We start from the raw sequence: 18,756 nt of genomic DNA on the forward strand, positions 1-18,756 counted from the left end.
CGGCAGGGCGTTAAATCGTGGGACACTTATGGTCTGGATTGATTACGCCATTATCGCGGTGATTGGTTTTTCCTGTCTGGTTAGCCTGATCCGTGGCTTTGTACGTGAAGCGTTATCGTTGGTGACATGGGGTTGTGCTTTCTTTGTCGCCAGCCATTACTACACTTATCTGTCTGTCTGGTTTTCGGGCTTTGAAGACGAACTGGTTCGAAACGGGATTGCCATCGCGGTGCTGTTTATCGCGACGCTCATTGTCGGCGCGGTCGTCAACTTTGTTATCGGGCAACTGGTCGAAAAAACCGGGTTGTCAGGTACTGACCGGGTGCTGGGGATCTGTTTTGGGGCTCTGCGTGGTGTACTGATTGTTGCCGCTATTCTGTTCTTTCTCGATACCTTTACCGGTTTGTCGAAAAGTGAGGACTGGAGTCAGTCACGGCTTATCCCGGAGTTCAGTTTCATCATCAGATGGTTTTTTGACTATCTGCAAAGCTCGTCAAGTTTCTTGCCCAGAACCTGACTGGGTTCTGAGATGTGGTTAACGAGGAAAAAGACGTATGTGCGGTATTGTCGGTATCGCCGGTGTTATGCCGGTCAACCAGTCGATTTATGACGCCTTAACGGTGCTCCAGCATCGTGGCCAGGATGCCGCAGGCATCATCACCATTGATGCGAACAACTGCTTCCGCTTGCGTAAAGCGAACGGCCTGGTGAGCGACGTGTTCGAAGCGCGTCACATGCAGCGTATGCAGGGCAACATGGGTATCGGTCATGTGCGCTACCCAACGGCTGGCAGCTCCAGCGCCTCAGAGGCTCAGCCATTCTACGTCAACTCACCGTATGGCATCACGCTTGCCCACAATGGCAATCTGACCAACGCCCACGAGCTGCGTAAAAAGCTGTTCGAAGAAAAGCGTCGCCACATCAATACCACCTCCGATTCAGAGATCCTGCTGAATATCTTTGCCAGCGAGCTGGATAACTTTCGTCACTATCCGCTGGAAGCCGATAACATTTTTGCCGCTATCGCCGCGACTAACCGCCAGATCCGCGGGGCGTATGCCTGCGTGGCGATGATTATCGGCCACGGGATGATCGCCTTTCGCGATCCGAACGGGATCCGTCCGCTGGTGCTGGGCAAACGCGATATTGGCGATGGCCGTACCGAGTACATGGTGGCCTCAGAAAGCGTGGCGCTTGATACGCTGGGCTTCGAATTCCTCCGTGACGTCGCGCCCGGCGAGGCGGTGTACATCACGGAAAAAGGCCAACTGTTTACCCGCCAGTGTGCGGAAAACCCGGTCAGCAACCCGTGTCTGTTTGAGTACGTCTACTTCGCGCGTCCGGACTCCTTCATTGACAAAATTTCCGTCTACAGCGCCCGCGTTAATATGGGGACCAGGCTGGGTGAAAAAATTGCCCGTGAGTGGGAAGACCTGGATATCGACGTGGTGATCCCGATCCCGGAAACGTCCTGCGATATCGCGCTGGAAATTGCCCGTATTCTGGGTAAGCCGTACCGCCAGGGGTTTGTGAAAAACCGCTACGTGGGACGTACCTTTATCATGCCGGGTCAGCAGCTGCGCCGTAAATCGGTGCGCCGCAAGCTGAACGCTAATCGCGCGGAGTTCCGGGATAAAAACGTTCTGCTGGTCGATGACTCTATCGTGCGCGGCACCACCTCTGAGCAGATCATTGAGATGGCGCGTGAAGCCGGGGCGAAAAAGGTCTATCTGGCGTCAGCCGCGCCGGAAATTCGTTTCCCGAATGTGTACGGCATTGACATGCCTACCGCTAACGAACTGATCGCCCACGGGCGTGAAGTGGATGAGATCCGCCAGATTATCGGCGCAGACGGCCTAATCTTCCAGGATCTGAACGATCTGATCGAAGCCGTACGCGCTGAGAACCCGGATATCCAACAGTTTGAATGCTCGGTATTTAACGGCGTGTACGTGACGAAAGACGTTGATCAACAGTATCTGGATTTTCTCGATTCCCTGCGCAATGACGACGCCAAAGCGGTGCAGCGGCAGAACGAAGTGGAAAATCTCGAAATGCATAACGAAGGGTAATCTCTTCCTCCCAGGGTGCGGTTTCCGCACCCTGCTTGCAACTCCCCCTGAAATCCTGCAAAGTCAGCCCAGAAGTCAGACAGGGCGATATATCATGAAACGACTCATCGTAGGAATTAGCGGCGCCAGCGGCGCCATTTACGGCGTGCGCGTGTTGCAGGTTTTACGCGACGTGCCGGATGTTGAAACGCACCTGATTATGAGTCAGGCCGCCCGACAGACGTTGTCGCTGGAAACCGACTTATCGCTGCGCGACGTGCAGGCGCTTGCTGATGTCACCCACGACGCGCGTGACATTGCCGCCAGCGTCTCCTCTGGCTCTTTTCAGACCGCGGGAATGGTCATCCTGCCATGCTCGATTAAAACGCTGTCCGGCATTGTGCACAGCTATACCGACGGTCTGCTCACCCGCGCCGCCGACGTGGTGCTGAAAGAGCGCCGTCCGCTGGTGCTCTGTGTGCGGGAAACACCGCTGCATCTGGGGCATCTTCGATTAATGACCCAGGCGGCGGAAATTGGCGCGGTGATTATGCCGCCGGCTCCGGCGTTTTATCATCGTCCGCAGTCGCTGGATGATGTGATAAATCAAACCGTTAACCGCGTTCTTGATCAGTTTGACATTGCGCTACCGCAGGATCTCTTTGCCCGCTGGCAGGGCGCATAGCGCTGCCTGCTTAGCGCGCCTTCTGGCAACCGTTGCCCTGTTATAGGGCAATTTTGTAACCGCGATCATATCCTCGACATTTAATTCGCTAAAAGCCACCGAAACGCTGCGGTTCATCCGCCAGACCTGCTATCTTCAACATCAGGACAATATTGCAACGTTTTATTAACATATTTAACGTCGAATATCCTCATCGACGCGAAAATGGCATAAGACCTGCATGAAAAAGCCTGCAAACACACAACACAACGCAAAACATAATAAAGTCATTCCACTTGAGGGTTATGTATGAAGAAGTCAGTTCTCGCTCTGTCATTACTGATAGGTCTTTCTGTTGGCGCATCCAGCTATGCCGCGTTACCGGAAACGGTTCGTATCGGTACGGACACCACCTACGCGCCATTCTCTTCAAAAGACGCCAAAGGCGATTTTGTCGGCTTTGATATCGATCTGGGCAATGAGATGTGCAAGCGTATGCAGGTCAAATGTACCTGGGTCGCCAGCGATTTCGACGCGCTGATCCCGTCGCTCAAGGCGAAGAAAATCGATGCCATCATCTCTTCGCTTTCCATCACCGATAAGCGTCAGCAGGAAATTGCCTTCTCTGACAAACTCTACGCAGCTGACTCACGACTGATTGCGGCGAAAGGTTCGCCGATCCAACCGACGCTGGATGCGCTGAAAGGCAAACACGTCGGCGTTCTGCAGGGGTCCACCCAGGAAGCGTATGCCAATGACAACTGGCGCAGTAAAGGTGTAGATGTGGTGGCGTACGCCAACCAGGATCTGATTTACTCCGACCTGACGGCGGGCCGCCTTGATGCTGCTCTGCAGGATGAAGTGGCCGCCAGCGAAGGATTCCTGAAACAACCTGCCGGTAAAGACTATGCGTTTGCCGGTCCTTCCGTGAAAGACAAGAAGTACTTTGGCGACGGGACGGGCGTCGGTTTACGTAAGGACGACGCTGAGCTGAAAGCGGCCTTTGACAAGGCGCTGGGCGATCTGCGTAAGGACGGTACTTACGACAAGATGGCGAAAAAGTACTTCGACTTTAACGTCTACGGCGACTGATCGCGCCAGTGAGGGGATCTGGCTGCACCGTTTGGGTAACCTTTCGCGGTGCAGTCAGGCAGAAATGCACCATAACAGTGCAGTGGTTGGATCGGCTGGCGGAAATATGCATACTTAAGCGCTTTTCATGCAAAATAAACCGGCTATTTGGGTAGAATGCTTTGCCTTGCCGACCCGATTAATGGCACGATAACCGCACCTGGTCCTGTAAAGATCCCCTATAAAGACAGTCTGTTGAGGATAGCTATGAAAAAACTGGTGTTATCTCTTTCCCTGGTGCTGGCCTTCTCCAGCGCTACCGCAGCTTTTGCCGCCATTCCGCAAAAAATTCGCATTGGTACCGATCCTACTTACGCCCCCTTTGAATCGAAAAACGCACAGGGTGAACTGGTGGGTTTTGATATCGATCTGGCGAAAGAGCTGTGCAAACGTATCAATACACAATGCACCTTCGTTGAGAACCCGCTGGACGCGCTGATCCCGTCGTTAAAAGCGAAGAAAATCGATGCCATCATGTCTTCGCTTTCCATCACGGAAAAGCGCCAGCAGGAGATCGCTTTCACTGACAAACTGTATGCCGCTGATTCACGTCTGGTGGTGGCCAAAAATTCCGATATTCAGCCGACCGTCGAGTCGCTGAAAGGCAAGCGCGTCGGCGTACTTCAGGGCACCACTCAGGAGACGTTTGGTAACGAGCATTGGGCGCCGAAGGGCATTGAGATTGTCTCTTACCAGGGGCAGGACAACATCTACTCTGACCTGACTGCGGGACGTATCGATGCGGCATTCCAGGACGAAGTCGCGGCAAGCGAAGGCTTTCTGAAGCAACCCGTTGGCAAAGATTACAAATTCGGCGGCCCGTCTGTGAAAGACGAGAAACTGTTCGGCGTCGGGACCGGTATGGGTCTGCGTAAAGAAGACAACGAACTGCGTGAAGCCCTTAATAAAGCGTTTGCCGATATGCGCGCTGACGGGACTTACGAAAAGCTGGCGAAAAAGTACTTTGATTTTGATGTTTATGGCGGTTAATTCCCGCCGGTGCAGATAAAGCCCGAAACGGCGTGATGATCCTTTTTTCAGCCTGATGGCGCAACGTTTATCCGGCCTGCAGACAGCTGTCTTAGGCCAGATAAGGTCAGTGCCGCCATCCGGCATACGAAGGACGTGACGTCAAAAGAGGCGCTTACTCACCACTCACGACAGGACAGGCAGCATGTTGTACGGCTTTTCAGGTGTTATTTTACAGGGCGCGATCGTCACGCTGGAACTGGCGCTCAGTTCCGTCGTGCTGGCGGTGCTGATCGGCCTCGTCGGGGCGGGGGCTAAACTCTCGCAAAACCGGGTGACGGGGCTTATTTTCGAAGGGTATACCACCCTGATTCGCGGTGTGCCGGATCTGGTGCTGATGCTGCTGATCTTCTACGGTCTGCAGATTGCGCTGAATACGGTCACCGACGCGCTGGGGGTCGGCCAAATCGATATTGATCCAATGGTTGCCGGTATTATTACCCTCGGCTTTATCTACGGCGCCTATTTCACGGAAACCTTCCGCGGTGCGTTCATGGCGGTGCCGAGAGGTCATATCGAAGCGGCGACCGCCTTTGGTTTTACGTCATCTCAGACGTTTCGCCGCATTATGTTTCCGGCAATGATGCGCTATGCGCTGCCCGGCATTGGCAACAACTGGCAGGTTATCCTGAAAGCCACGGCGCTGGTCTCGCTGCTCGGTCTGGAGGATGTGGTAAAAGCCACGCAACTGGCCGGTAAGAGCACCTGGGAGCCCTTTTATTTCGCAGTGGTGTGCGGGCTGATTTATCTGGTATTTACGACTGTGTCCAATGGTGTGCTGCTGTTCCTCGAGCGCCGTTACTCCGTGGGTGTAAAGAGGGCTGACCTGTGATCGACATTATTCAGGAGTACTGGAAATCCCTGCTCTGGACCGACGGCTATCGCTTTACCGGCGTGGCGATTACCCTGTGGCTGCTGATCTCATCAGTGGTGATGGGGGGCATCCTGGCAGTGATCCTCGCGATTGGCCGCGTTTCCAGCAATAAGTTTATCCAGTTCCCCATCTGGTTATTTACCTATATCTTTCGCGGGACGCCGCTGTATGTGCAACTCCTGGTGTTCTATTCGGGGATGTATACCCTGGAAATCGTCAAAGGCACCGATTTCCTCAACGCCTTCTTTCGTAGCGGCCTGAACTGTACCGTTCTGGCGTTAACCCTTAACACCTGCGCCTATACTACCGAGATTTTTGCCGGCGCCATTCGCTCGGTGCCGCATGGTGAAATCGAGGCCGCGCGGGCCTATGGCTTTTCTTCGTTTAAAATGTACCGCTGCATTATTTTGCCTTCGGCGCTGCGTATTGCGCTTCCGGCGTACAGCAACGAGGTTATATTAATGCTGCATTCCACGGCCCTGGCTTTTACCGCGACGGTGCCGGATCTGCTTAAAATCGCTCGCGATATCAATTCAGCGACCTATCAGCCCTTTACCGCTTTCGGGCTTGCCGCCGTGCTGTATTTAATCATTTCATATGTCCTGATCAGTCTGTTCCGCAGGGCGGAAAGGCGCTGGTTGCAGCATGTTTCCTCTAAATAATTCGAGTAACACGATGTCTGAGAATAAATTAAACGTTATCGATTTGCACAAACGCTACGGCGAACATGAAGTGCTGAAAGGGGTATCGCTGCAGGCCAACGCCGGGGATGTGATAAGTATTATCGGCTCATCGGGTTCGGGGAAAAGTACCTTTCTGCGCTGCATTAACTTCCTTGAGAAGCCGAGCGAAGGATCGATTGTGGTCAGCGGCCAAAATATCACGCTGGTACGCGACAAAGACGGTCAACTGAAGGTGGCGGATAAAACCCAGCTCCGCCTGTTGCGCACGCGTCTGACGATGGTGTTTCAGCACTTTAACCTGTGGAGCCACATGACGGTGCTGGAAAACGTCATGGAAGCGCCGGTTCAGGTACTGGGCCTGAGCAAGCAGGAAGCCCGCGAACGGGCGATCAAGTATCTGGCGAAAGTGGGCATTGATGAGCGTGCCCAGGGTAAATATCCGGTGCATCTTTCCGGCGGGCAGCAGCAGCGCGTGTCGATTGCCCGCGCGCTGGCGATGGAACCGGAGGTGCTGTTGTTTGATGAGCCGACCTCTGCGCTGGATCCTGAACTGGTGGGTGAAGTGTTGCGCATCATGCAGCAACTGGCGGAAGAGGGCAAAACCATGGTAGTGGTGACCCACGAAATGGGTTTTGCTCGCCATGTGTCAAGCCACGTGATTTTCCTGCATCAGGGGAAGATTGAAGAAGAAGGGGAGCCAGAGCAACTGTTTGGCAATCCGCAAAGCCCGCGATTGCAGCAGTTTCTTAAAGGTTCGTTGAAATAGTCACCGGTTTCGCCGGGCGGCAAATCGCGTTTCTTACAGGTTGGATCAGCGCCGCGCCTTCAGGCGCTTTCCAGCCGGTAACCCCAGTCGTCATAGCGAATGCCATTGATCGTGAATGCTTTTTCCAGCACCTGCGTGCGCGCGAATCCGAGCTTTTCCAGCAATCTTACGGACCCCCGGTTTTCTGCCAGCACCCAGGCGTTGATCGCCTGTAGCCCCGCATCGTGAAAGCCATACTCGCACACGGCGCGAACGGCTTCGCTGGCAAAGCCGCGCCCCTGCACATCAGGGAGCAGGCAATAGCCGATATCCGCTTCCTGGGGAAACTGATGGCTGATTTGCAGACCGACGTCCCCTAGCGGGGTTGCGTCATGATGCTGGCGAATAACGAACATATGTTTCGAAACCAGACGACGCGCGAACAGTAAACGGATATCGCGTTCCGGGCAGCGTTCGCCCATATACCGCATAATATCCGGGTTCTCTCGCAGGGCGAGAAAGAAAGGCCAGTCGGTCGCCTGAAAAGGGGAGAGCGTCAGTCGCGGGGTCGTCAGTAAAGCCATAAAATCGCCATTCCGGAAGTCATCCTGATTACCTTACCACCGGAACGGCGAGCGTGCACAGGCCGGAGGGTTAGCGAATCACATCTTCCAGCGCTTCTTCGAGGTCATACCAGCGAAAGGCGAAGCCTGCGGCTTCCAGACGTTTCGGCAGCGCGCGCTGGCCACCCAATACCAGCACCGAGGACTCGCCCATCAGCAGGCGAATCGCCGTCGCCGGGACGCGAACGAAAGCAGGGCGCTGTAGCGCATGTCCCAGCGCATGGGCGAACTGCTCGTTACGCACGGGATAGGGCGAAACCATATTGAAGGGGCCGCGCAGATCGTTGTCCAGCAGCCAAAGGATGCCGTTCACCATGTCATCAACGTGGATCCACGGTAAATACTGGCGGCCATTGCCAATCGGTCCTCCCAGCCCCAGCCGGAACGGCGGAACCATTTTACCGAGAATACCGCCTTTGGGCGCCAGCACGACGCCGGTACGCAGCAGGCAAACGCGGGTGCGATCGCTTTGGGCGGTACAGGCGATTTGTTCCCAGCGCGCGCACAGCTTATGCGTGAATTCATTATGCGGCGGCTCTTCCTCGGTCACCACCACTTCACCCAAATCACCGTAATAGCCGGTAGCGGAGCCGGAAATCAGTACCGAGGGCGGCGTCTCGCTGCCATTAATCAGATCCGCCAGTTTCTGCGTGATGCGCCAGCGACTCTGGCAAAGACGCTCCTTTTGTGCGCTCGACCAGCGCTTGTCGGCAATCGGCTCACCCGCAAGATTGATCACCGCGTCGACATCATCAAGCTGCTTTTTATCGTCCAGGGTGGTCCAGAGCGCCACCCGACTGTCGAGCCGATCCCGGGCTTTTTCGGGGCTGCGAGTGAGAACCGTCACCTGATGCCCGAGCGCCAACAGACGCGGGATAAGGTGTCCGCCGATAAGACCTGTTCCTCCGGTAACCAGTATGTTCATGCAGCCTCCCGTAAAGGCGACTAACGCCGCCAGCTTAAGGTCATAGATACCGAATCGGCATAACGTAACGCGTGAAGCTTATCGATTTCCACTTCAGCATAAGTGACCCAGTGGTGTTCGCGTGCGATGTCGAGCACATCCTGCGTTAATTTTTCCAGCAACGAAAAACGGTTGTTTTCGACGTGCTGAAGAATGCTTTTCGTGATGGTACGGTAATTCAACGCATCGTTAATATCTTCGCTGACCCGCGCTTTTTCTGCCGGATAATGAATCGCAACGTTGATCACAATATCCTGGCGGTTAGTGATCTCTTCTTCTTTGATACCGATAAAGGTGCGTAAGCGAAGGTTTTTTATACGAATAATAGCGTCAGGTTGAGACATTGCAGAGTTCTCCATATATGAACCTTCGCATCATACACGAGAACCGCCGCGCGTTATCCTTTCAACGTCTCAGGATTAAGTTGCGCCTGCATCAGCGCACGTTCGGTGGCCGGACGCGAGCGGATACGCTGGAACCAGTTGTTTACCGCCGGGTACATTTCCAGATCGATGCGTTGACGCTGATGGGCATTGACCCACGGCCAGCAGGCAATATCCGCGATGCTGTAATGCTCGCCGCCCAGCCACGGAGAAGCTTCCAGACGTTTATTGAGCACGTTATACAGCCGCTGAGTTTCCACCTGGTAACGCTCGATAGCATACGGGATGGCCTGCGGCGCGAAATGATTGAAATGATGATTCTGCCCCAGCATTGGCCCAAGCCCGCCAACCTGCCAGAACAGCCACTGCAGCGTAATATGACGCTCGCGCAGCTCGCCGCTCAGTAACATGCCGCTTTTTTCCGCCAGGTAAAGCAAAATTTCGCCAGACTCAAAAAGACTAAGCGGCGCGCCGCCGTCCGCAGGGGCGCGATCGACAATCGCGGGAATTTTGTTATTGGGCGATATCGCCAGGAAATCGGGACGAAACTGGTTGCCCTTACTGATATCGACTTTGATCAGTCGGTAGTCCATTTCGGCTTCTTCAAGAAAGAGCGTAATCTTGTGTCCATTGGGCGTAGGGGCGTAATAGAGATCGATCATTTCAGCTCCAGCAAGCGTTTTATCTACGAGACAACCACAAGTATAGAAAGCCTGGCGTGTTGTGTGAGATTTCATCAGGTGACAGCGAACGAAAGACGCTTTATGTTGAAAGAAAAAAAACCATCAACATCGAGGAAGCTATGAGTAAACCTGTGATTACCCTCTGGTCAGACGCCAATTTTTTCTCCCCTTACGTGCTGTCTGCTTACGTCGCGCTCCAGGAAAAGGGGCTTCCTTTTACCCTGAAAACGGTGGATTTGGATCGCGGTGAACATCTCGCGCCTGGCTGGCAGGGTTACGCCCAGACGCGCCGGGTACCGCTGCTGGAGATTGACGGGTTCGAACTTAGCGAGTCGTCAGCTATTGCGGAGTATCTGGAAGATCGCTTTGCGCCGCCGACATGGGAGCGCATCTATCCCCTCGATCTTGAGAAACGCGCCCGGGCGCGGCAGATTCAGGCGTGGCTCCGGAGCGACCTGATGCCTGTCCGCGAGGAGCGCCCGACGGATGTGGTGTTCGGCGGCGTCAAGAAAGGGCCATTAAGCGACGCCGGGAAAGCCAGCGTGGAAAAGCTGTTTGCCACGGCGAGCCATCTGCTGGCTGACGGGACGCCGAACCTGTTCGGCGAATGGTGTCTGGCGGACACCGATCTGGCGCTGATGATCAACCGTCTGGCGCTCAACGGTGACGACGTGCCGACGCCGCTGGCGGAATATGCCGCGTTTCAATGGCAGCGCGCTTCTGTCCAGCGTTATATTGCGCTTTCCGCTAAGCGTACGGGCTGAAAAAGGGTCTACAATCCAGTATCATAGTGCGGTTTTTTTATGATGCGGAGGACGTGATGAAACTGATGTTTGCATCCGATATTCACGGTTCCTTACCGGCCACTGAGCGCGTGCTGGCGCTGTTTGCTCGCAGCGGCGCGCAATGGCTGGTGATACTGGGTGATATACTGAATCATGGGCCGCGTAACGCCTTACCTGAAGGCTACGCGCCTGCTGAGGTCGCCGGGCGGTTGAACGAATATGCGTCGCGGATTATCGCCGTGCGCGGCAACTGCGACAGCGAAGTGGATCAGATGTTGCTCCACTTTCCGCTCACCGCGCCGTGGCAGCAGGCGTTAGTGGAAAACCAGCGGCTCTTTTTGACCCACGGTCATCTTTTTGGAGCGGAAAATCTGCCAGCGCTGCAGTCCAACGATGTGCTGGTGTACGGACATACTCATCTGCCGGTGGCAGAAAAGCGGGGCGATATATACCATTTCAATCCTGGCTCCGTGAGCATACCGAAGGGCGGCCATCCGGCGAGCTACGGAATGCTGGACGATAATGTATTGAGCGTAATCGCACTCAATGATCAAAGTATCATTGCGCAGGTGGCGATTAATTCGTAATTTACCCTCACATATGTAAATGCGCCGCAGAGTGCTAAGAAAAAGAAGGTTTCCTGATGGTGGAACAGCGTCGTTTGGCAAGTACGGAATGGGTGGATATTGTGAATGAAGACAACGAAGTCATCGCACAATCCAGCCGGGAACAGATGCGAGCGCAGTGCCTGCGTCATCGTGCAACCTATATCGTGGTACACGATGGGATGGGCAAAATTCTGGTGCAGCGTCGTACCGAGACAAAGGACTTTTTACCTGGCATGTTAGACGCCACGGCCGGTGGCGTCGTTCAGGCAGACGAACAACTGTTAGACTCTGCCCGCCGCGAAGCGGAGGAGGAACTGGGCATTGCGGGCGTTCCGTTCGCTGAACACGGTCAGTTCTACTTTGAAGATGAGCATTGCCGCGTCTGGGGCGCGCTGTTTAGCTGCGTGTCGCATGGCCCCTTCGCCTTGCAGGAGGAAGAGGTCAGCGAAGTATGCTGGCTGACGCCGGAGGAAATTACCGCCCGCTGTGACGAATTCACCCCGGACTCGCTAAAAGCGCTGGCGCTGTGGATGACCCGCAACGCCAAAAACGAGTCTGCAAAAGGTGAGCGGCAACAAGAAGAACAGCAAGAAAAACAGGAAGAGGCGGAATAACGCCTCAGCAACTGTCCCGCAGACATAAACTGGAGGCGATCGGCTGTTGATCGCGCCAGTTTCCATCCTGAATTCTTTCCAGTAAGGCCCGTCCGGCCTCAAGACCGATTTTGCGGTGCGGAACCGCCATCGTGGTCAGCGGCGGCTGACAGACCCGGCTGACGTCGCTGTCGCCAAACCCCACAACCGCCAGGTCGTCAGGGACTTTAATCCGTCGGCGCTGGCATTCATACAGGACGCCGCAGGCCAGTTCATCCGACACGCAGACCAGCGCATCCAGTTCCGGCCACGCCAGGATAAACTCCGGCAGTTGCGAAGCCCCGGTGGAAAAATTGGGCGGCAGGGCGGCGTTAATCACCCGGTTGGGCGACATATGATGGCGCAGCATCGCTTTATACCAGCCCTGCAAATGCTGTTGAAAGATCCACTGTTCCTGATTCGCACACAGCAGGCCAATGTTCTGGTAGCCACGTTGAATCAGCATCTCCGTCAGCTCAAACATGGCGGCCACGTTATCAATCCCGATATTCATATCAATGGGATCGGTACGGATCGCGCCAATCTCCATGACCGGAATCGACGCGTTCTTTAGCCAGTGTCGGACGGTGTCGCTGTGCTCGACGCTGAGCAATATCGCCGCGGCGATATTGGAAGCCAGCAGCGTTTCCAGCAATTTTTCTTCCTGCTCAAGACGGTGGCGGGATTCCGCCAGCATGATCTGGTATCCGGCGGGTTGCAGAACATGCTGCAATCCGGCAAACATTTCTGAACATCCTGCTTCGGCAAGATTTGGCACCACCATCGCAATGGTACGTGACGATGCTGACGCCAGCGCGCTGGCGGCGAGATTCGGCATATATCCCAGCTCGTGGACAGCCGCGTCGATTTTCTCCCGCAGTTTATCGGAAACCTGCTCCGGCGTGCGCAAGGCACGCGAGACGGTCATGGTGCCGACACCCGCAAGCTGTGCGACATCGGCGATGGTCACTTTACCGGTACTACGCCGTTTTCGGGTTAGAGACATACAAATTCCTGCGCAATTACAACCAGTTGAGACGCTTTTTTATGATCGTTCTTTGCGTCACGTTTAGCGCAGTATACGCCTTAATTGTCCTTGTTTGCTCTGATTTCACACAGCAATCTGTTTTTGATAGCGCTATCACATATCTGAACGATAGCGCTTGATAGCGCTATCTTTGTGATTGCGATCGCAGATAAGGTGGTTGGGGTTGAATAAAGTTTGCTCATGTTAAGCCAAGAGAGAGGGACGATCGTGCTTGAAACCTGGTTAACGGATAACACGATTCAACTGCGTGAGCAGGTGAGCGACTGGCGGGAAGCGCTTGGGATTTGCGCCGGGCCGCTGCTGAAGGCGGGCGTCATTACGCCTGATTATGTTAGCGCTATCGTCGCACAACATCAGAAGCTGGGGCCGTATTATGTGCTGGCGCCCGGGCTGGCGATGCCGCATGCCCGCCCGGAGGAAGGCGCAAAGGCTATCGGCTTATCGTTGCTGAAGCTGACGGACGGCGTGTCGTTTGGCGCAGGAGAAAATGATCCGGTTGATATTATTATTTTATTAGCCGCAGCGGATAAACACAGCCATATCGAAATGATTTCGGCCCTGGCTGAATTATTTTCAAACGATGACGATCTGGCGAAATTACATCAGGCAGCCACCCTGGAGGAGATTAAAAAAATAATTTCACGTTATTAATTTTACGCATGCCCCTGTATTGATGAAACATTACGCCTGCGCGTGATGTGAACAAACTCTACTTAAAAAAGGTAATAACAATGAAAATTATGGCTATTTGTGGCTCCGGCCTGGGCAGCAGTTTTATGGTCGAAATGAATATTAAAAAGGTGCTCAAAAAACTCAATATTGACGCTGAGGTGGAACATTCCGATCTCTCCTCGGCGACGCCGGGCGCCGCCGATCTCTTTGTGATGGCGAAAGATATTGCCGCCAGCGCCAGCGTGCCCGAGGCGCAACTGGTGGTAATCAATAACATTATCGATATCAATGAACTCGAAACACAGCTACGGGCATGGTTCGATAAACAATAATTCTGTCTGCACCCAATCCTTCGCGCTGTCTCACCACAGCGTGACCGCCAATATGCATCGAGGTGGCTATGTTTATCCTTGAAACGCTGAATTTTGTTGTTGATATTCTTAAAGTGCCTTCGGTACTGGTCGGCTTAATTGCGCTTATTGGCCTGGTGGCGCAAAAGAAAGCCTTTTCGGATGTCGTAAAGGGAACCATTAAAACAATTCTGGGGTTTATTGTTCTTGGCGGCGGGGCTACCGTTCTGGTCGGCTCATTAAATCCGTTAGGCGGTATGTTTGAACACGCTTTTACTATCCAGGGGATTATTCCGAATAATGAAGCGATTGTCTCGATTGCGCTGGAAAAATACGGTGCCGCTACCGCACTGATTATGGCGTTCGGAATGGTGGCGAATATTATTGTCGCGCGCTTTACGCGGCTGAAATACATATTTTTAACCGGGCACCACACCTTTTACATGGCCTGTATGATCGGCGTGATCCTGACCGTCGCCGGTTTTGAGGGGGCGGGGCTGGTCTTTACCGGCTCGCTGATCCTCGGGTTGGTGATGGCCTTCTTCCCGGCATTGGCGCAACGCTACATGAAACGCATCACGGGTAGCGACGACATTGCCTTTGGTCACTTCGGTACCCTGGGGTATGTGCTGTCAGGCTGGATCGGCAGCGTGTGCGGTAAAGGCTCCCGTTCGACCGAAGAAATGAATCTGCCGAAGAATTTAAGCTTCCTGCGCGACAGTTCGATCTCCATTTCGCTGACCATGATGATCATCTATCTGATCATGGCGGTTAGCGCCGGTCGGGAGTATGTGGAAAGCACCTTCAGCGGCGGGCAGAACTATCTGGTCTACGCCATCATCATGGCGATTACTTTTGCCGCCGGGGTGTTCATTATCCTGCAAGGGGTTCGCCTCATCCTTGCGGAAATTGTTCCGGCGTTCACCGGCTTCTCTGAAAAACTGGTGCCCAACGCGCGTCCGGCGCTGGATTGCCCGGTGGTGTATCCCTATGCCCCCAACGCTGTGCTGATCGGCTTTCTGTTTAGCTTCCTCGGTGGGCTGGTGGGGCTGTTTCTGCTCGGGCAAATGAAGCTGGTGCTGATATTGCCAGGCGTCGTGCCGCACTTCTTCACGGGAGCGACGGCGGGGGTGTTCGGTAATGCCACCGGCGGCCGTCGTGGCGCTATGCTCGGCGCGTTCGCCAACGGTCTGTTGATTACCTTCCTCCCGGTGCTGCTCTTGCCGGTACTCGGCGCTATCGGCTTTGCCAACACCACCTTCTCGGATGCCGACTTTGGCGCGATTGGCATTGTGCTCGGTAACCTGGCCCGCTACCTGTCGCCTCTGGCGATCACCGGGCTGGTGGTCGGATTGTTTGTTGTACTGGTCCTCTGGAATCTGTTCGCAAAGAACAAGACGGCGACAGGTCACTCAGCGGAAAATAACGGAGCCAAACCATGAATGTAAAAGAAGTGACGCAGTTGGCGCGGGATATTCGCGTTGCTACCCTGAAATCACTCACCCATCTGGGCTTCGGCCACTATGGCGGCAGTATGTCGGTGGTGGAAACCCTCGCGGTACTGTACGGCGCGGTAATGAAAATCGATCCGGCCGATCCGGACTGGCCGGAACGCGATAACTTTGTTCTCTCGAAAGGGCACGCGGGACCGGCGCTTTACAGCACGCTGGCGATCAAAGGCTATTTCCCGATCGACGAGTTGAACACGCTGAATCAGAACGGCACCCGGCTGCCCAGTCATCCGGATCGGCTGAAAACCCGTGGCGTGGACGCGACCACGGGATCGCTGGGGCAGGGGATCTCCATCGCCGCCGGAATGGCGCTCTCGCATAAGTTGGCGCAGCGTCCGAACCGGGTCTTCTGTATTGTCGGCGACGGTGAGCTGAACGAAGGACAGTGCTGGGAAGCGTTTCAGTTTATTGCTCATCATTGCCTCAACAACCTGACGGTGTTTGTTGACTGGAATAAGCAGCAACTGGACGGCGAGTTAGATGAAATTATTTGCCCGTTCAGCCTTGATGCAAAATTTCGCGCGTTTGGCTTCGATACCATCACGGTGAAGGGCGATGATATACCGGCGCTACTGGCTGCCGTCCAGCCTGTTCCCGAGGCGCAGGCCCGCCCACGGGTAATCATTCTTGACAGCATTAAAGGGCAAGGGGTGCCATGTCTTGAACAGTTGAGCAATTCTCATCACCTGCGCCTGACAGAGGACATGAAGCAAGCCCTGAATAACGCCATTCGCCAACTGGAGGTCACGCATGATTAATCTCGCGCCCGCAGGACAAAAAGATCGCGTGGAGATGCGCAAGGTATACGCCGGATTCGTGGCCCGGCAGATAAAAGACGGCAGCCCGATCATCGCGCTGGAAGCAGACCTGATGAGTTCAATGGCGATGGATAGCGTAGCCCGTGATTACCCGCAGCATGTGATTAACTGCGGCATTATGGAAGCCAACGTGATTGGCACCGCCGCAGGATTGGCGTTAACCGGGCGCAAGCCGTTCGTGCATACCTTCACCGCGTTTGCCAGCCGCCGCTGTTTCGATCAGCTGTTTATGTCGCTGGACTACCAGCGAAATAACGTCAAGGTGATCGCCTCGGATGCGGGCGTCACCGCCTGTCATAACGGCGGTACGCACATGTCGTTTGAAGATATGGGGATCGTGCGTGGACTGGCGCACGCCATTGTGCTGGAGGTGACGGATGCAGTGATGTTTGAGGATATCCTGCGTCAGCTCATCGACCTTGAGGGATTCTACTGGGTCCGCACCATTCGTAAACAGGCGCCGAGTATCTACGCGCCCGGCTCGACGTTTACCATCGGTAAAGGCAACGTGCTGCGGGAAGGTAATGATATCACCCTGATTGCTAACGGAATCATGGTGGCCGAAGCGCTGGAGGCGGCGCGGCAGTTGGAGAGAAACGGGGTCAGCGCCGCGGTGATCGACATGTTCACCCTGAAACCTATCGATCGGATGCTGGTGAAAAACTACGCCGAGAAAACGGGACGCATCGTGACCTGCGAGAACCACAGTATACACAACGGACTGGGGTCGGCGGTGGCGGAAGTGCTGGTGGAAACCTGTCCGGTGCCCATGCGTCGGGTCGGCGTAAAAGAACGTTACGGCCAGGTTGGCACGCAGGATTTTTTGCAGGAGGAATACGGGCTGACTGCCGCCGCGATTGTCGAAGCTGCAAAATCACTGCTGTGATGGCGTGAGGTTGATGCCGGATGACGACAGCGCCATCCGGCATGTTTCGTTACTGGTAGCCCATGATCTGCGCACCAACCACCAGCACGCTGGAGAAGGCAAACAGCAGACCAGCCAGGGCCAGCGCGGGCTTAATCCAACTGCGGAAATCGACCCGGCAAACGCCGAGCGTCGCCATTAACGATGCCGAGGTAGGATAAATAATATTGCTGAACCCGTCGCCTAACTGAAACGCCAGCACGGCCACCTGGCGATTAACGCCGACCAGATCGCTGAGCGGGGCCATCAGCGGCATGGTCAGCGCCGCCTGGCCTGAACCCGAGGTGACGAAGAAGTTGAACAGCGTCTGGAACAGCAGCATAAACCAGGCGGCGACCGCGGTGTGCAGCTCGCCAATGCCGCCAGCGATAGCGTTGAGGAGAGTATTCAACACGCTCGGCGTGCTGGCGTCGCCGTTACCCAGCAACAGCATAATGCCTTTGGCGAAGCCGACCAGCAGCGCGGGGGCAATCATGATTTTCGCCCCTTCGGTGAAGGCGTTCGCCATATCGTTTAGCGTCATGCCGTTGAGACGAAACACCACGCCGATCAGGCCGATAACGATGCCCATCGTGAAGAACTGACTGGCGATTTCAGGAATAAACCAGGCGTGGACGATAACGCCCCATATCACCCAGCCGATAGCGGCGGTTAGGATCGCTAATACCAGCCAGTCTCCCGCGCCCAGCTTGCGCTGTGTAATCTGCTGCTGCTGTTCGCGGAAAAAACGGTCAGACTGCCAGCAGGCAGAGCGCTCCGGCGATTTACGGATCCGTGACGCGTAAAGCAGCGTGAAGGCCATCGCCAGCAGTGTCGCCAGCAGCCAGATGATAATGCGCAGCCCTGAGCCGGAAAGTACGGGAACACCGGCAATCCCCTGCGCAATGACTACGCTGAACGGGTTCATCCATGACGTGGCGAAGCCGACCTGGGTTGCGACATAGGTCACCAGTACCGTGGTAATACTGTCATAGCCTAAGCAAACCATCAGCGGAGCGATGATAATAGCGAAGGCGACCGCCTCTTCTCCCATACCGAACACTGCGCCACCGAGGGAAAAGAGCATGAACAGCACCGGTATGAACAGGATTTCATTGCCTTTGGTCCGGTTAATTAGCGCGAGGATACCGTTATCGATGGTGCCTGTGCGCATGACGATGCCAAAAGCGCCGCCAATCACCAGCATAAACATGATGATACCAATGGCGGAACCGTATTTATCGCCTGCCGTGAGCCCTTCAAAGGGAAAGTTCATGAGTCCCGCTCCGGCGTCGCCGGTCGAGAAGAACTGCACCCGGTTATACTGCGCTTCACCTGACGCGTCGGTCACGATGCGAAACGACGCAGGATCGACAACCTGGCGGCTTTTCTCAACGCCTTCCACCTGATAGTGAATTTTCTGCGTGTCAAATTGTCCGGCTGGGATCAGCCAAGTCAGGAGGCTGGTAAAAATCGCCACGAAAAAAATGATCACCAGCGTATCGGGCATAGCGAATTTTCTGCGTTGCGTGGGGTGAGAGGATGAAACCGAGGACATAGCATACCTTCCATGTAGCGTTTTAATGGAATAAGTATGC

At 54.8% G+C, this 18,756-nt stretch carries 22 protein-coding genes; 16 read left to right on the forward strand and 6 right to left on the reverse strand.

What is annotated here, in order from left to right:
* Positions 1–28 precede the first annotated feature (28 nt).
* The 8 genes from cvpA to hisP all read left to right on the forward strand — a co-directional run bounded on the left by cvpA (position 29) and on the right by hisP (position 7,198).
* Positions 29–517 (forward strand): colicin V production protein, encoded by a 489-nt coding sequence (gene cvpA / locus JY391_RS07265; protein ID WP_042290946.1) that lies wholly within the window; start codon positions 29–31, stop codon positions 515–517.
* Between the two features lie 37 nt (positions 518–554).
* Positions 555–2,072, forward strand: coding sequence for an amidophosphoribosyltransferase (gene purF / locus JY391_RS07270; RefSeq protein WP_042290735.1), 1,518 nt, complete (start codon positions 555–557; stop codon positions 2,070–2,072).
* Between the two features lie 94 nt (positions 2,073–2,166).
* Positions 2,167–2,736: a UbiX family flavin prenyltransferase gene (locus JY391_RS07275; RefSeq protein WP_211935468.1), complete on the forward strand. Its 570-nt coding sequence runs from the start codon at positions 2,167–2,169 to the stop codon at positions 2,734–2,736.
* Between the two features lie 288 nt (positions 2,737–3,024).
* Entirely contained in the window at positions 3,025–3,807 is a 783-nt protein-coding gene (gene argT / locus JY391_RS07280; RefSeq protein ID WP_042290732.1) for a lysine/arginine/ornithine ABC transporter substrate-binding protein ArgT, read from the forward strand.
* Between the two features lie 246 nt (positions 3,808–4,053).
* On the forward strand, positions 4,054–4,836 hold the full coding sequence (gene hisJ / locus JY391_RS07285; protein WP_211935469.1) for a histidine ABC transporter substrate-binding protein HisJ: 783 nt from the start codon (positions 4,054–4,056) through the stop codon (positions 4,834–4,836).
* 184 nt (positions 4,837–5,020) lie between these two features.
* Positions 5,021–5,707: a histidine ABC transporter permease HisQ gene (locus JY391_RS07290; RefSeq protein WP_060570100.1), complete on the forward strand. Its 687-nt coding sequence runs from the start codon at positions 5,021–5,023 to the stop codon at positions 5,705–5,707.
* Positions 5,704–6,411: a histidine ABC transporter permease HisM gene (hisM, locus tag JY391_RS07295; RefSeq protein WP_042290728.1), complete on the forward strand. Its 708-nt coding sequence runs from the start codon at positions 5,704–5,706 to the stop codon at positions 6,409–6,411. The genes JY391_RS07290 and hisM overlap by 4 nt, the downstream gene beginning before the upstream one ends.
* A gap of 13 nt (positions 6,412–6,424) precedes the next feature.
* A complete protein-coding gene (gene hisP, locus JY391_RS07300) occupies positions 6,425–7,198 on the forward strand; it encodes a histidine ABC transporter ATP-binding protein HisP (protein ID WP_042290727.1) in 774 nt (257 codons plus the stop codon).
* Positions 7,199–7,257: 59 nt separating this feature from the next.
* Here the strand turns inward: hisP and JY391_RS07305 are convergent, their stop codons facing one another.
* From JY391_RS07305 to yfcG, 4 genes are all read right to left on the reverse strand, one after another.
* Positions 7,258–7,761 carry a GNAT family N-acetyltransferase gene (locus JY391_RS07305; RefSeq protein WP_042290725.1) on the reverse strand — a complete coding sequence of 168 codons (504 nt, stop codon included), beginning with the start codon at positions 7,759–7,761 and terminating at the stop codon, positions 7,258–7,260.
* A 70-nt stretch (positions 7,762–7,831) separates the two neighbouring features.
* Complete coding sequence (locus JY391_RS07310; RefSeq protein ID WP_211935470.1) at positions 7,832–8,725, reverse strand: TIGR01777 family oxidoreductase; 894 nt, start codon at positions 8,723–8,725, stop codon at positions 7,832–7,834.
* Between the two features lie 20 nt (positions 8,726–8,745).
* Positions 8,746–9,108 (reverse strand): dihydroneopterin triphosphate 2'-epimerase, encoded by a 363-nt coding sequence (folX, locus tag JY391_RS07315; protein ID WP_042290722.1) that lies wholly within the window; start codon positions 9,106–9,108, stop codon positions 8,746–8,748.
* 53 nt (positions 9,109–9,161) lie between these two features.
* On the reverse strand, positions 9,162–9,809 hold the full coding sequence (yfcG, locus tag JY391_RS07320) for a GSH-dependent disulfide bond oxidoreductase (RefSeq protein ID WP_181822823.1): 648 nt from the start codon (positions 9,807–9,809) through the stop codon (positions 9,162–9,164).
* Between the two features lie 140 nt (positions 9,810–9,949).
* Between yfcG and yfcF the strand changes: the two genes are divergently transcribed.
* Genes yfcF through yfcD form a run of 3 tightly spaced genes read left to right on the forward strand, consistent with a single transcriptional unit; the run spans position 9,950 to position 11,837 of the window.
* Positions 9,950–10,594, forward strand: a complete 645-nt coding sequence (yfcF, locus tag JY391_RS07325; protein WP_042290718.1) for a glutathione transferase — start codon at positions 9,950–9,952, stop codon at positions 10,592–10,594.
* A 56-nt stretch (positions 10,595–10,650) separates the two neighbouring features.
* Positions 10,651–11,202, forward strand: a complete 552-nt coding sequence (gene yfcE / locus JY391_RS07330; protein WP_200034612.1) for a phosphodiesterase — start codon at positions 10,651–10,653, stop codon at positions 11,200–11,202.
* 56 nt (positions 11,203–11,258) lie between these two features.
* Positions 11,259–11,837 carry an NUDIX hydrolase YfcD gene (gene yfcD, locus JY391_RS07335; RefSeq protein WP_042290714.1) on the forward strand — a complete coding sequence of 193 codons (579 nt, stop codon included), beginning with the start codon at positions 11,259–11,261 and terminating at the stop codon, positions 11,835–11,837.
* A 4-nt stretch (positions 11,838–11,841) separates the two neighbouring features.
* On the opposite strand, the gene JY391_RS07340 is transcribed toward yfcD, so the two are convergent.
* The gene (locus JY391_RS07340) at positions 11,842–12,861 is read right to left on the reverse strand and encodes a LacI family DNA-binding transcriptional regulator (protein WP_181822824.1); all 1,020 of its coding nucleotides are present in this window, start codon (positions 12,859–12,861) and stop codon (positions 11,842–11,844) included.
* A gap of 249 nt (positions 12,862–13,110) precedes the next feature.
* Here JY391_RS07340 and JY391_RS07345 point away from each other — a divergent pair, with 249 nt between their 5' ends.
* From JY391_RS07345 to JY391_RS07365, 5 genes are all read left to right on the forward strand, one after another.
* On the forward strand, positions 13,111–13,554 hold the full coding sequence (locus JY391_RS07345) for a PTS sugar transporter subunit IIA (RefSeq protein WP_211935471.1): 444 nt from the start codon (positions 13,111–13,113) through the stop codon (positions 13,552–13,554).
* Between the two features lie 80 nt (positions 13,555–13,634).
* Positions 13,635–13,907 (forward strand): PTS sugar transporter subunit IIB, encoded by a 273-nt coding sequence (locus tag JY391_RS07350; RefSeq protein WP_042290710.1) that lies wholly within the window; start codon positions 13,635–13,637, stop codon positions 13,905–13,907.
* A 68-nt stretch (positions 13,908–13,975) separates the two neighbouring features.
* A complete protein-coding gene (locus JY391_RS07355; RefSeq protein ID WP_042290708.1) occupies positions 13,976–15,367 on the forward strand; it encodes a PTS ascorbate transporter subunit IIC in 1,392 nt (463 codons plus the stop codon).
* Positions 15,364–16,194: a transketolase gene (locus tag JY391_RS07360; RefSeq protein ID WP_211935472.1), complete on the forward strand. Its 831-nt coding sequence runs from the start codon at positions 15,364–15,366 to the stop codon at positions 16,192–16,194. Before JY391_RS07355 ends, JY391_RS07360 begins: the two co-directional genes overlap by 4 nt.
* Positions 16,187–17,140, forward strand: a complete 954-nt coding sequence (locus tag JY391_RS07365; protein ID WP_211935473.1) for a transketolase family protein — start codon at positions 16,187–16,189, stop codon at positions 17,138–17,140. The genes JY391_RS07360 and JY391_RS07365 overlap by 8 nt, the downstream gene beginning before the upstream one ends.
* Positions 17,141–17,189: 49 nt before the next feature.
* Here JY391_RS07365 and yfcC read toward each other — a convergent pair whose 3' ends face one another.
* Complete coding sequence (gene yfcC / locus JY391_RS07370; RefSeq protein WP_060570106.1) at positions 17,190–18,716, reverse strand: putative basic amino acid antiporter YfcC; 1,527 nt, start codon at positions 18,714–18,716, stop codon at positions 17,190–17,192.
* Positions 18,717–18,756 lie beyond the last annotated feature (40 nt).

The organism is Citrobacter sedlakii, from assembly GCF_018128425.1.
GTDB classification, from domain to species: Bacteria; Pseudomonadota; Gammaproteobacteria; order Enterobacterales; family Enterobacteriaceae; genus Citrobacter_A; species Citrobacter_A sedlakii.

Bases quoted from the DNA above. Each gene is read 5' to 3' on its own strand.
- hisP (WP_042290727.1), top strand. From the start codon at position 6,425: ATGTCTGAGAATAAATTAAACGTTATCGATTTGCACAAACGCTACGGC.
- purF (WP_042290735.1), top strand. From the start codon at position 555: ATGTGCGGTATTGTCGGTATCGCCGGTGTTATGCCGGTCAACCAGTCG.
- JY391_RS07355 (WP_042290708.1), top strand. From the start codon at position 13,976: ATGTTTATCCTTGAAACGCTGAATTTTGTTGTTGATATTCTTAAAGTG.
- folX (WP_042290722.1), bottom strand. From the start codon at position 9,108: ATGTCTCAACCTGACGCTATTATTCGTATAAAAAACCTTCGCTTACGC.
- JY391_RS07310 (WP_211935470.1), bottom strand. From the start codon at position 8,725: ATGAACATACTGGTTACCGGAGGAACAGGTCTTATCGGCGGACACCTT.
- yfcF (WP_042290718.1), top strand. From the start codon at position 9,950: ATGAGTAAACCTGTGATTACCCTCTGGTCAGACGCCAATTTTTTCTCC.
- yfcD (WP_042290714.1), top strand. From the start codon at position 11,259: ATGGTGGAACAGCGTCGTTTGGCAAGTACGGAATGGGTGGATATTGTG.
- JY391_RS07340 (WP_181822824.1), bottom strand. From the start codon at position 12,861: ATGTCTCTAACCCGAAAACGGCGTAGTACCGGTAAAGTGACCATCGCC.
- JY391_RS07350 (WP_042290710.1), top strand. From the start codon at position 13,635: ATGAAAATTATGGCTATTTGTGGCTCCGGCCTGGGCAGCAGTTTTATG.
- hisJ (WP_211935469.1), top strand. From the start codon at position 4,054: ATGAAAAAACTGGTGTTATCTCTTTCCCTGGTGCTGGCCTTCTCCAGC.
- JY391_RS07305 (WP_042290725.1), bottom strand. From the start codon at position 7,761: ATGGCTTTACTGACGACCCCGCGACTGACGCTCTCCCCTTTTCAGGCG.
- JY391_RS07275 (WP_211935468.1), top strand. From the start codon at position 2,167: ATGAAACGACTCATCGTAGGAATTAGCGGCGCCAGCGGCGCCATTTAC.
- JY391_RS07290 (WP_060570100.1), top strand. From the start codon at position 5,021: ATGTTGTACGGCTTTTCAGGTGTTATTTTACAGGGCGCGATCGTCACG.
- cvpA (WP_042290946.1), top strand. From the start codon at position 29: ATGGTCTGGATTGATTACGCCATTATCGCGGTGATTGGTTTTTCCTGT.
- JY391_RS07360 (WP_211935472.1), top strand. From the start codon at position 15,364: ATGAATGTAAAAGAAGTGACGCAGTTGGCGCGGGATATTCGCGTTGCT.
- argT (WP_042290732.1), top strand. From the start codon at position 3,025: ATGAAGAAGTCAGTTCTCGCTCTGTCATTACTGATAGGTCTTTCTGTT.
- yfcG (WP_181822823.1), bottom strand. From the start codon at position 9,809: ATGATCGATCTCTATTACGCCCCTACGCCCAATGGACACAAGATTACG.
- JY391_RS07365 (WP_211935473.1), top strand. From the start codon at position 16,187: ATGATTAATCTCGCGCCCGCAGGACAAAAAGATCGCGTGGAGATGCGC.
- yfcC (WP_060570106.1), bottom strand. From the start codon at position 18,716: ATGTCCTCGGTTTCATCCTCTCACCCCACGCAACGCAGAAAATTCGCT.
- yfcE (WP_200034612.1), top strand. From the start codon at position 10,651: ATGAAACTGATGTTTGCATCCGATATTCACGGTTCCTTACCGGCCACT.